This is a genomic window from Actinomadura graeca, from assembly GCF_019175365.1.
GTDB lineage: Bacteria > Actinomycetota > Actinomycetes > Streptosporangiales > Streptosporangiaceae > Spirillospora > Spirillospora graeca.
Genome location: NZ_CP059572.1, coordinates 1,174,398 through 1,186,873, shown reverse-complemented (window position 1 = coordinate 1,186,873; position 12,476 = coordinate 1,174,398). Strand labels below are relative to the sequence as shown.

The window sequence follows — 12,476 nt, the reverse complement described above, 5'->3', positions numbered from 1 at the left end:
CCGGGCCCGCGCCGCAGGCTTCGCCCTCTCCGCCGACGGCCCGTCCCGGTCTTTCCGCGCGGCCTTTCCCATCCGCTCGGCCATGCATTTCCGTGAATCCATTCCTGAAGGACATAAGACACGGAAGGAGGTGAGGTCACGTGTCCGCTAGCGGCCGTTCGGAGGGCACTGTGACGGCGTACATTCCAGATCATGAGCCGGCCGACGCCTGACGCGCTGATCCAAAAGTATTCCTCCGCCGGACCAGGACAATTAGACGAGTCGCCGAAGGGCGGGCGGCGGCGGTTCTCGGACGGGCCCGGAGGCAACCGCGTCGAGGCCCTGGTGGACGCGGCCGCCTACTTCGGCGCGCTCGACGACGAGATCGCCGCGCTCAAGGCCGGAACGGGCACCGGGCGCTACTTCTACCTGTCCGCCTGGTGGCTCGGACTGGTCGGCCGCACCGGCACCGTCGAGGTCGGGGACTCCGGCGACACGGCCGGTGGGAGCGCCAGGAGATCCGGCACGCGATGGTCGCTGAAGGTCGAGGCCGAGCGGTTCGTCCTGCCGAAAAGCAAGAGGGCGCTGCTCTACGAACTGTGCGAGCTGGCCATGAAAGGCGTGGACGTCCGCGTGCTCGCCTGGACGTCGCCATTCCTGCCGAAGTACAAACCGGTCGCCGACAAGGTCCCGGGCGTCGCGGCGCTGAACCTGCACACGATCCTCAGCGCCGACGCGCTCCGCACCGCCCCGGCCCTGAAGGACGCGGTGATGCTCAACCTGCTCGCCCATCCGATGGGCACCGCGCACCTCAAGCTGGTCGTGTGCGGCGACGAGGCGTCCATGCGCGCCTACACCGGCGGGCCCGACCCCCGCATGAGCCGTTCCGCGCCCGTCGGCGATCCCGGGGGCCGGCACGACGTGGCCGTCCGTGTCCAAGGCCCGGCCGCCGCCGCGATCCACGACTTCTTCCGGCAGTTATGGAACGAGCAACGCGCCCGCCCGACCCAGGTCTTCCGCGTGAACGAGAAGGAGATCCCGTCGCAGACAAAGAACACCAAAGAGATCCCCGCCCGAAAGCCAGAGCCGGTGCCCGATGGGGCCGGACCACTCGTGCAGGTTCTGCGCACGGTCCCGCAGATGAACTTCTCCGCCTCCGGCCCGGCCCATCTCCCCGGCGACGCGTTACAGCGCTGGCTGGTGACGAACCTGTCCGGTTCCCGCACCCCGGCGCTGTCGTTCGCCCCGGACGGCCTCTTCGAATTCAAGGTGGCGTTGAAGCAGGCCGTCTCATCCGCCGAGCGCTACATCTTCATCGCCGACCAGGCGTTCCAGAGCCAGGAGGTCATGGACTGGATCAACGCGCGCAGAACGGCGAGACCCGACCTAAGGGTCATCCTCCTCTACGGCGCCGACCCGCCGTCCGCCCTTTTCTCCAACGCGATCAACAAGCACCTTCTCGCCGGCACATCACCGCGCGACAGGAACGGCATCGCCGTCTGCACCTGGCCCCGAACCGGCGTCCACGGCACGGTGGCGATCGTCGACGACCGCTGGTGCGCTGTCGGCTCGGCGAACTGCACGCGCCGCAGCCTCTACACCGACATAGAACTGTCGGTCGGCGTCCTCGACACGGGAGACTCGACCTTCGTCCGAACCCTGCGCCGTGACCTGTGGGCCCGCTACTGCGGCCTTCCACCGGACGCGGAGATGCCGTTCATGCGGATCACCGGCGCCGGACTCGACCGCCTCCTCGACCTGGACGCGGCCCTGGCGATCTGGGACGCCACCTGGGGCACGCCTCTACCGGGCGTCCACCTCCGCCCGACGTTGCAACGCCTCGCCCTCCCCGTCCCCGAGACGGCTTCCTACACCGAAGAACTGGCCGACCTGACAGACCCCGACTCCCGCGAGACCCTCTGATCCCCGTTCACCGGACCAACCGCGAAAGGAATGCCTGGGTCTCCGCGTCGACGGAGTAGATCAGCGTGCCGACCATGCCGCGGGTGAGCAGCACCTTGTAGGTGTTGCGGATCAGCGCGTCCGCCTCCTCGTCCGTCACGGTCGAGGGCTTGAGGGCAGGGTCGTGGCTCTCCGCCCGCCGCGTGACGAGCCTGCCGTTCCTGTAGACGAGGTCGCGTCTGAGGATGACGCCGTTCCAGTCGTACTCGAAGCCCTGCGCGGTGTAGACGCATCCGACCTGCCCGAAGCCGCCCGGCGCGGTCGCCCAGAGCTCGCTCGGGGGAGCGTCCCCGACCGACCGGTCGCCCTTGACGTTCCACGGCCGGGCCCAGTCGCCGATCCTGACGTCCGGGACGAGCGACATCTCCCCGCCGGGGGCGCCCGCGGCGGGGCTGCTCCAGCGCCAGCAGAAGCCCGCGGTCATCCGGGCGCCGCGTCCCTGGTCGTGGTGGGAACGCAGCAGCGCCTCCATCTCCCGCGGGGACTCGGCCAGGGAGACGGAGAAACCGTCGTCCCCCGTCCACTCCCGGGCGGGGCTCTCGTGGAGGCCGAGCAGCATCAGGACCCAGTCCTCGTACTTGCGGCTCCCGCCGCAGCGGAACTGCTCGTCCAGAGAAACGTGCTGGACCCGCAGGCCCTTCGACTCGGCGTGCCCGCGGATCTGCTCCAGCGTGCCCATCTCCCCGGGCCGGACGTTCTGCTGCCCGTCGAGCAGGAACACCGGGACGCGTGCCGCGTCGATCAGCTCGTCGACCTGCGGGCGGCCGGTGCGCAGCCGTGCGGCGGTGTACCGGTTCGCCGACACCTTGCGGATGCGGTGCGCCTCGTCGCAGATCAGGACGTCGAGGCCGTTGCGGTCGGCCTCCATGAAGTTGTTGAAGTAGGTGAACAGCGCCTTCGTCCGCGTCGACCCCTTGGCCACGTGCCTGCGCATCGTCTGGGTGAAGGACTTGGACCCCGTGGCGTGCAGGACGGACAGGCCCCGGCCTGACAGGGCGCCGAGGAGGGACAGCGCGATCACGCTCTTCCCGCTGCCGGGCCCACCGGTGATCACCACGACCGTCTTCAGGTCCTGCCTGCGCGCCTTGTCGACCGCGTGCAGGACGATCTGGTACGCGAGCCGCTGCTCGTCCAGGAGCACGAACTGGTCGCGGTCGCGGATCTCCTTGGCCGCGTGCTTGAGCAGCTGCTTGGAGGGACGCACCTCGCTGCTCAGGAAGTGGTCGGCCGCCGTGCGCCCCGGGGAAGGGGCGAACCGGTCGCGCAGGTAGTCGACGAACTCTCCGCGCGTCGACTGGGTGAACAGGCGCGTCCTCTCGTCCTCGTCCCACACCTCCGCGCGGCTCCACTGCTTCAGCTCGACGACCACGTACGCGTCGCCGCCGGTGCGCCGGTCGGTGCCGGCGAGCACCACGTCCGCGCGCTTGCTGGTCAGCGGCAGCCTGTACTCGATGAGCATCTCGACCTCGCCCAGACCGGCCTCGACGAGGTCCTGGGCGAGGACGGGGAGGCTGCGCTCCCAGGAGCGAACCTCGGACGGCGAGACCGAGATCCCGTCCCTCATCTTCATCTGTTCGGCGAGGACCTGCGTGAACCTCCGCTCGGCGGGCGACAGCAGCGATTCGGCGGTACGACGGAAAACCGTCAAGGGACCTTCCCCCAGGCAGCACGAGATGTTCGTGCGGTATGGGGGCGTGTCCTCGGTCCGCGCTCAGGCGGGAAGGCGGAAGCCCGTCGGGCCGCATGTTCCTACCGGGAGAGGCTATAGCCGATCTCCGGCGGTTCTCCGGGGTTCAGGGGAGGCGCCTTGCGGGCCGAGCCGCGGTAGGTCTCGGCGTCGTAGCGGCGCCCGCTCTCGTCCAGCTTCGCGTGCGCGGCGTCGGCCAGGTCGACGCCGAGGACGTCGGCGAGCCGGGTGAGGTAGATGACGACGTCGCCGAGCTCGGCCCGTATCCGCCCGGCGGCCTCGGCGTCCGCCATCACCGCCGCGGACTCCTCGGGCGTGAGCCACTGGAACTCGGCGAGCAGCTCACCGGCCTCGCCGGCCAGCGCCATCGCGAGGTTCTTCGGCGTGTGGAACCGCTCCCAGTCCCGCTCCGCCGCGAACTCCCGCAGCCGCTCGGCGAGCCTCCCGTCGTCATGCATCCCGCCAGGCTAGACGCCGGGGGGCGTCGTGCGGGGACCGGCCGCCGGAAGGCGCGCGGCGGGCGATTGCGTTCGCCGCCGCGAGGCCCTGAAGATCAGAATTGAATTCGATCAACGCGATTTTCTGATATCGATGATTTAACGCGATACATGGCGATACGATCCTGCCCACACCTCCCTTTTGCGCAAGCGTGGGCCGACGACGTCCAAGAACGGGGTTGCCATGGGCCACGGCCCTCGTCGCAAGCGGTCACCCGACGAACCGGCGCCGTTCGCCTCCCTCCGGGACAGGGTCCCCGACCTGGCCGAACTGGACGAGGCCACGGTCGCGGCGATCACCGTCGAGGACATGAGGGAGTTCACGCGCTCGGTACCGCCCGGTCTTACCCGCAGGATGCTGAGAGTGGTCCGCCTTGGGGACTCCAAGAGGATCTCGCCGCACTCTCTCAAACTGCTTCTGCGCACCCTGCAGTCCGGTGAATCCGGGCGCCGCGACCGGCTCCGCCTCATGGTCGGCGCTTTTTATTTCTGGGGTTTCGGCAATCTCGACCTTCTCGACGCGGACGACTGCGCGAGGCTGCTCACCGCCTCCACAGCGCCGGAGGCCCTGGGCCGCGCGCCGCTCCTCCGGCAGGCGCTCGGCTGGGACGCGCCCGAGTCGATCCTGCGCTGGTCACTGGTCCGCGTGGTCGAGGACGACCGGCCGCTCGCCCCCGTGGCGCTCGGGCTCCTGGCGGCGGAACCCGCCGGGCACGCCCCCGGCGCGGAGGCCGCCTGGGCGGTGTTCCAGAAGGAGAACCCCCGGCTTCCCGAACAGACCATCGATCTCCGGCACTTACAGGAGCTGGCGCGGACGCCGCCCGCTCCGGACGAGAGGAGGGGGCACGTGACACCGGACTCCGGTCGTCCCGCCCTGGACGAACTGGCGGCGCGGCTCTGCCGCCTCGACGGACGCCTGACCGACGGGGCGGAGGCGGCCGACCGCATCGCCGCCTGTCTCCGGGCCGGGCAGCGGCCGGGCGAGGGCGAGCTGCCCCTCGTCGGCGACGTGATCGGGGAACTGGAGCGGGCCCGGGAGCAGGCCGAGGACGTGTTCCCGGGATCCGGGGATGCGGAGCTGCCCGCCCTGGCGAAGATGGCGCAAGAGGCCCTGGACAGCGCGAAGCAGGAATCGCGCATCCGGCTGCTCCGCCGGGTCGACGGGCCGGAGTCCGTGGCGGGCCTGCTCGCCGAGATGCGCGACCTCGTGGGCGCCGGTGGCGGCGAGGGACTGGCCGCGTTGGCGGAGCTGATCGAGGTCGTGGCCCTGGAGGAGGATTCCCGTGCGCTTGAGGTCGCGGAGAAGGCGCGCAGGGAATTGCCCGGCCGGTTCCGGAGGCTCGTCGACCTCGCGCTGATGAGCCGGGTGACGATCGCGGAACCCGCCGGCGCCCCTGACGAGGGCGAGGCGGACCGGGACGACGATCCCGGCGACGAGGCCGGAGATCCGGGCGGCTCCGATCCCGTCCCGGCTCCCGGCCTGGATGACAGCCCGGAGGAACCAGAGTACGCCGGTCCGCCGGGCGGAGACGTCGCCGAGCCGGAAACGCCGGCCGACGACGAGGAGGAACTCGCCGGACTCGACGCGTTCCTCGCCCAGGCCGTCCCCGGCGACGGTCCCGGTCCGGCCCGCGAGGAGCCGGACGCCGGGCGGCCGCCCCATGCCGAGCCGGAACCGCCGGCGCCTGTGGAACCGCGGCAGCCGCCCGAACCACAGGTGCCCACCGACCCGCCGGCGCCCGTCAGGGCGGTGTCCTTGCCGGTGATCCTCGTCGATCCGGACCAGGCCGTGAGCGCCGGGCGGCCGGACGACGCGGCGGAGCGCCTGCCGGACGGGCTGCCGGAGGCGGAGGTCGCCGCCCTGCGGGCCGGGCGGTTCGGGCTGGCCGCGTGGCTGAGGGAGGCGGCGGGACGGCCCGCGGCCGAGGTGGGCGCCCGCCGGTGCGCCGCGCTGGCGGCGGAGATGTCGGTGTTCGCCGGGCCGCTGTCGGCGGAGTTCGCCGAGGCGGCGGGCGGCCTGGACGCCAAGTCCCTCGCCGGTGATCCGGCCGGCGGCGTGCTCGCGTGGGCCGCCGCGATCCGGGCCGGGCTGATCCACCCGACGCCCGAGTCGACGCGGCTGGTGGAGGGCCTGGACGTCGTCGTCTCGGGCCATCGCGTCCTTCAGGAGTGCGGCGAGGCGTTCACCCAGGCGGCCCGGGGCGGCGTCTACCTGAGCCCGGGGATGGGCAGCTGGATCCGCGGCGCCGCGGGCTCGGACGAGGCGCGCCGCGCGGTCGTCCGGGAGGCGGCCCGGCTGATCGAGGAGGAGCCCTTCCGCAAGATCAAGTATCAGCGCGCCACCGAGGTGTGGAAGACGCTGGTGGAGAAGGGCGGCCGGATCCGGGTGCTCCTCGAACTGGCCGCGTGCGACGATCCGGCCGGGGCGGACGAGGCCGCCGCCGAGGCCGTCCGGCTCAGAAGCGGCGTCGGGATCGACAAGCTGATCGACGACACCGACGCCGCGATCATCGGCCGCGGCAAGAAGGGCAAGGAGATCATCGCGGGGGCGCGGGCCCAGCTCCAGACCAAGATCGGGTCCGCCCTGGACACCGTGGCGCGGTGGGCCGCAGCCGTGAAGGAGACGGGGGAGGGCGGGCACGGCGCCCGCGACTGGCGCGCCGTGCCGCTCGGGCAGCTCCGGGAGACCGTCGCCGGCCGGCGTGCGCGGGTCGACCGCGCGCTGGAGGAACTGGCCGCGGACGCCGACCAGCCGCTCCCGGCCGCCGTGGAGGCGGCCCGCGTCCTGCTCACCGGCGCGTTCGGGCTGGTGGACGGCGCGCCGCTCCCCGACCAGGAGCCGCGCGTCGCGCATGTGCTCAACCGGGACCTGCTCCTGGCCGGGGAGGTGCCTCTCGACCCGCGCACGTGGGAGCCGCGGGCCACGCCGCCCGTCGAGGCGCTCGGGGCCGTCGCGCTCGCCGGGGCACCGGACTGGGAGGCGGCGTTCGAGGCGCGGGCCGCCCGGATGGACCATGAGGGCACGGGCGCCGTCCTCACCGTCCTCCAGGCCGCCGACCCCGGCGCCGTGGACCGGCTCCAGGCACGGCGGGACGACCTCGTCCGGTCCGCCCGGGAGGTGCGCGACCGGCGCGTCGAGGAGGCCCGCGACCTGATCGCGCGGTCCCTCCGCGACGGCCTGCTCACCGAGGACCAGGTCCGCGGCACCGAGGAGACGCTCCGCCCGCTGACCGCGCACCGGCACGACTTCGACCGGATCGGCGGCGAGCTGGACGGCCTGATGGCGACCCTGGCCGAGCAGCGGCGGACCGCCATCGGGCGCGAGCGGGCCCGGCTCGCGGAGCAGGCGCCCGCCCTCGACCCCGCGGACCTGGAGCGCATCGGGAAGCACGTCGACGACGGCGACCTGACCACCGCCCGGGAGTTCCTGGCACAGCTGAAGGCGGGCAACCAGCTTCCCGACAAACCCGCCGAGAACGACTTCGGCCGGTTCTACCCCGCCTTCCCCGAGGTCTTCGCCCGGCTCGCGCGCCGCTCCGGCAGCCGCGCCCGCAGGCAGGAGACCAGCGAGTACATCTCGGAGCTGAAGTCCGCGCTGGCCGTCGGACGTGACGTCGGCGACCGGGACCTGGAGACCGTGCTGGCCGGCGCCGGTGTCAGCATCCCCGGCCTGCGCAACGCCAGCAGGCAGGTGGCCAGCGAGGGGCTCCGGCACTGGCGGGCCTGCGGGCAGGGCCACAAGAGCGCCGGTAACCTCCGGTCGTCCATCACCGCGATACTCAAGATGATCGGCCTGGAGGGGGAGCAGAGCGCGGCCGACACCGCGCCCGACCGGCTCTGGATCGACCTCGACCGCGTCCACCATGTCGGCTCGGACGGGGCGCTGCTCCCCGCGTTCGGGACCCGGATGAGCCCGTCGGGGGACAGGCTGCGGCTCCTGCTGGTCTGGCGGCGCCCGGCGCCGCGGCAGCTCGTCGAGCTCCTCAAGGGGCAGCCCGAGAGCCAGACCGTGCTCGTGTGCTACTTCGGCGTCCTGTCCGCCGACGACCGCGCGCAGCTCGCCCTGGCCGCCCGGGGCCGCCCGGCGCCCGTCGCCGGCGTCCTCGACGACGCCGCGATCGGCTACCTGGCGTGCCATCCCGAGAACTGGACCGCGACCGTCGCGGTGATGGCGCCGTTCACCGCCACCAACCCGTACACGCCCGCCGGCGACGTCCCCGACGAGATGTTCTACGGACGCGACGCCCAGGTCCGCGAGGTCACCGACCGCAACGGCTCCTCGTTCGTCTACGGGGGGCGGCAGCTCGGCAAGTCGGCGCTGCTGCGCAAGGCCGAGCGCGGCATCCGCGACACCGACCCGCACCGCACCGTCATCCTGGAGAACATCCAGACGGTGGGGAAGGTCCCGTCGAACTCGCTGTGGCCGAGGCTCGCCGACCGGCTGGCGAAGGCCGGGGTGGTCCGCCCGGGGCTGATGCGCCGCGGCCAGGTCATCGAGGCGGTCCGCGAGTGGACGGCGGCCGATCCGCACCGCCAGCTGCTGATCCTCCTGGACGAGGCGGACCGTTTCCTCAACCAGGACGCCGACCAGGGACGGTTCGAGAGCGTCACCGCGCTGCGCGACCTGATGTCCGCGACCGACCGCCGCGTCAAGGTCGTCTGGGCCGGGCTGCACCAGACGGCCCGGTTCCTGAGCCTGCCGAACCAGCCGCTGGCCCACCTCGGCACCCCGATCGCGGTTGGCCCGCTCGATCCGCAGGACGCGTTCGACCTGCTCGTCCGGCCCCTCGCGACGCTCGGCTTCCTCTTCCCGGAGACCCTGGCGGCGCGGGTCATCGCCGAGGCCAACAACGCCCCGGCCCTCGTCCAGCTGTTCGCTGAGAAACTCCTCGCGCGGCTGCGGGACACCTCCGCGACGGCGCGCCACCTGCCGTACCAGATCACCCGCGAGGACGTGAACGGCGTCTGGCGCGACAAGAAGCTGGCCCGGGGCTTCCGCGACCGCTTCGAATGGACGCTGAACCTGGACAAGCGCTACAAGGTCATCGCCTACACGGTGGCCTTGCACGCCCTCGCCGAGGGCGCCGCCGCGACCCTCAGCGTCGACGAGCTCCGGGCCGAATGCGGTGACTGGTGGCCGGACGGCTTCAGGGACTGCACGAGCGACGGCTTCCGCGGCCTGCTCGACGAATGCGTCAACCTCGGCGTGCTCGGCGTCGACACCGACCGGTACCGCCTGCGGACCCCGCACATCCTGAACCTCCTGGGCGGGGTGCGCGAGGTCGAGAACGTACTGCAGAACACCGAGGACTTCGAGCCCCCGGACCAGTTCGACGCCCACTCCTACCGCATGCCCTTCCACTCCGGGCCCGAACGGTCGCCGCTCAGCATCGGCCAGCTCGCGCGGCTCCTGCGGGCGCGGCCGCCCATCCACGTCGTGGTCGGGTCGCTGGCCATGCACGCCGAGCGTGTGGCCGCCTCGCTGAAGAACGAGGAGACGACCCAGCCGGACCTCAGGGTGTGGCTCGTCCGGGCGGGCGAGCTGTCCCTGGACAGCGCGCTGCGCGGGGCCGCCGCGAACCGGGGCCACAGCGTGATCATCCTGGACCTGCTCAGCGGGCACGACACCGGCACCTTCGAGAGGAGGCTCATCGAAGCGGAGAAGGGCGTCGCGACCCATCCGGGCCGAGGGCTGTCGATCGTCCTGGTCGCGGGGCCGATGCTGGCCCCCGCGTGGGTGCGGATCGAGACCCGGGAGGGGATCGAGCTGGTCGGGCTGCGGCGCTACGACCTGCCGGCGATCCGGCAGTGGATGTGGGAGGACGCGCTCGGCTTCCCCGACGACGCCGGGCAGAGGGAACTGGTGGCGCGCACCGGGGGCTGGCCGACGCTGGTCGGGCGGGTGGTCACCTCGCTCACGCGGCACGGCGGCGACCGCGACCAGGCGCTGGGCCGGTGCCTGGAGCAGGTCTGGAGCAGGCCCGAGAGGATGCTCGGCGACGCCGGGGTGCGCGGTGAGGAACGGCTGGCCGCCGCGTGGCGGGTGCTGGTGGCGCACGACGAGCCCGAGACCCCCGAGGACCTCGCCGCGCTCCTGGCCGCGCACGGCGAGGAGACGACGCCGGAGCTGGCGCTCGACGCCCTGCACGCCTGCGGCTACGCCGGGCCGCGCGACCTCGTCGAGGCGCTGCGCGTGCTCGGGGTCCTCGTGCCCGCCGGCGGGAGGCTGGCCTGCGAGCCCGTCCTCGCGGAGGCGACCCGCCGGGCGGAGGGCCGGTGACCGCCGACGCGGAGGCGCTCGCCGCGGTCCTGCGCGCCGTCGCCGTCGCGGTGCTCGCCCGCCCCGGGGCCGCGGCGCTGCCGCCCGACCCGGACCGGCTGGTCGAGGAGCGGACGCCGATGCTGCTGTCGGCGCTGGAGCGGTTCCCGGTGCTGCGCCGCCACGCGGCCGGGCACCTGGCCGCGTCGGGCGCCGACGACCGGGCCCGCGCCCTGGCGGCGGTCCTGCTGCATCCCGACGCCGGGGTCGTCCGGGCCGGCCTGGCCTGGACCAGGCCGGTCCGGGACCGGGCCGCCGAACGCGACGCCCGCAAGATCGAGGCGCTCCGGAAGCGGCTCAGGACGTCCGAAGGGCGGCTCGCCTACGCCAGGAAGGACGCGCGGGACAACGCCGAGCGCCTCGCGGAGGCCCGCGAGGCGCTCGCCGAGAAGGAGGGCCGGGTCGCCGCCATGACGCAGCTGCTGGCGATCGAGCAGCGGCGCTCCGCCGACCCGCGCGGCCTGGCCGCCGCCCTGCTCCACGTCCTGGAGCAGGGCGGGTCCGCGCCCGCCGGCGGCGCCGAGGCCCGGGATCCCCAGGCCCCCGCCCGCTCCGAGGACGCCCGGCACAACGGCCATCTGGTCGCCGCCGCCCGGGCGACCCGCCGTTCCCCGGAGGAGGTCCTGGTGTTCCTGCGGGACATGGTGGAGCCCGCCGCGCCCCCGCCCGCCGTCACGGCCGACCTCGGCCTGCGCGTCGTCCCGCTCGGCGGGCACGACCACATCGGCGGATCGTGCCTGCTCGTGGAGGCGGGCGGGACCCGGATCCTCGTCGACGCGGGCCTGCGCCCCGGCGAGCGCGCCCGGCCGCCCCGCGACATCGAGCGGGCGCTCGACGGCCGTGTGGACGCGGTGGTCGTCACCCACGCCCACAACGACCACTGCGGCTACGTCCCCAGGCTCGTCGCGGAGCGCCGGTACCTGCGGGTCCTCGCCACACCGGAGACCGTGGCGCTCATGCCGATGATGTGGGCCGACAGCGTCAAGGTGATGGCCGCCGCCGAGCGCGGTCACGCGCGCTGGGGGACGGACACGGCCGCGCTCTACGGGTCCCGGGACGTCGAGGAGGCCGCGCAGAACTGCGAGGAGCTCGCGTACGGCGTGACCCGCCGGATCGGCGAGCTGAACATCGAGCTCTTCCCGGCGGGGCACATTCTGGGCGCCGCGGGCGTGGTGATCCGCGCCGGGGACCGCCGCGTGGTCGTCACCGGCGACATCTCCGGCTTCCGGCAGGAGACCGTCGGCGGCTACGCCCTCTCCGAGTCCGCGCGCTCCGCGGACCTGCTCGTCATGGAGTCGACGTGCTGCGGCGAGGAGCACGACGACAGGGAGATCGGTGTGGGCGCGCTCGTGCGCGCCGTCGAGGAGGTCCACCGGGGCGGCGGGCGCGTGCTGATCCCCGCGTTCGCGCTCGGACGGGCCCAGGAGATCGCCCTGATCATGCGGCGGCACCTGCCGGAGGTCCCGGTCCGCCTCGACGGCATGGCCGTCGACCTGGCCGCGGTGTTCGAGGGCCTGGACCGCGGGCTGCGGATCTTCGGGGGCGGCACCGCGGTGGCGGACCGGCCCGCCGAGCTGGACACGTTCCGGACCGGGGTCGTCATCTCCACCTCCGGGATGCTGAACGGCGGGCCCGCCGTCCAGTGGGCCCGGCGGATCCTCCCCGAGCCGGGCAGCGCCGTGTTCGTCTCCGGATACCAGGACGAGGAGGCGCCCGGCCGTGCGCTGCTCGACCTGGCGGACCGGCGCGGCGGCTTCGTCCTGCCCGCGAACGGCCGCGACGTCACCGTCCCGGTCCGGGCGCGGGTGGAGATGATGCGGCTGTCCGCCCACGCCGACCGCCGCGAGCTCCTCGACATCGCCGACGAGGTCGCCGCGCGGGAGGTCATGCTCGTCCACGGCCTGCCGAAGCGGCAGGAGAGGTTCCGGGACACGCTTCGCGTCCGCGGGCACAACCCCGTCGCCACCGTCCCTTGGCGCGCCGGTTAGGTGAGTCGGCACCCGGCGCGCATCACCGGGGCGATCTGCCACGC

At 73.3% G+C, this 12,476-nt stretch carries 5 protein-coding genes; 3 read left to right on the top strand and 2 right to left on the bottom strand.

All coding sequences use genetic code 11. The features are described from left to right. Positions 1-192 precede the first annotated feature (192 nt). Complete coding sequence (locus tag AGRA3207_RS05555) at positions 193-1,902, top strand: phospholipase D family protein (RefSeq protein ID WP_231333470.1); 1,710 nt, start codon at positions 193-195, stop codon at positions 1,900-1,902. A 7-nt stretch (positions 1,903-1,909) separates the two neighbouring features. Here AGRA3207_RS05555 and AGRA3207_RS05550 read toward each other — a convergent pair whose 3' ends face one another. Together AGRA3207_RS05550 and AGRA3207_RS05545 are read right to left on the bottom strand one after the other, a co-directional pair. Continuing rightward, positions 1,910-3,589, bottom strand: a complete 1,680-nt coding sequence (locus AGRA3207_RS05550; RefSeq protein WP_231333469.1) for a DNA/RNA helicase domain-containing protein — start codon at positions 3,587-3,589, stop codon at positions 1,910-1,912. A 101-nt stretch (positions 3,590-3,690) separates the two neighbouring features. After that, the gene (locus AGRA3207_RS05545) at positions 3,691-4,086 is read right to left on the bottom strand and encodes a nucleotide pyrophosphohydrolase (RefSeq protein ID WP_231333468.1); all 396 of its coding nucleotides are present in this window, start codon (positions 4,084-4,086) and stop codon (positions 3,691-3,693) included. Between the two features lie 223 nt (positions 4,087-4,309). On the opposite strand from AGRA3207_RS05545, the gene AGRA3207_RS05540 reads away from it, so the two are divergent. Next, positions 4,310-10,405, top strand: coding sequence for a hypothetical protein (locus AGRA3207_RS05540; protein ID WP_231333467.1), 6,096 nt, complete (start codon positions 4,310-4,312; stop codon positions 10,403-10,405). After that, entirely contained in the window at positions 10,402-12,432 is a 2,031-nt protein-coding gene (locus AGRA3207_RS05535) for an MBL fold metallo-hydrolase (protein WP_231333466.1), read from the top strand. Before AGRA3207_RS05540 ends, AGRA3207_RS05535 begins: the two co-directional genes overlap by 4 nt. Positions 12,433-12,476 lie beyond the last annotated feature (44 nt).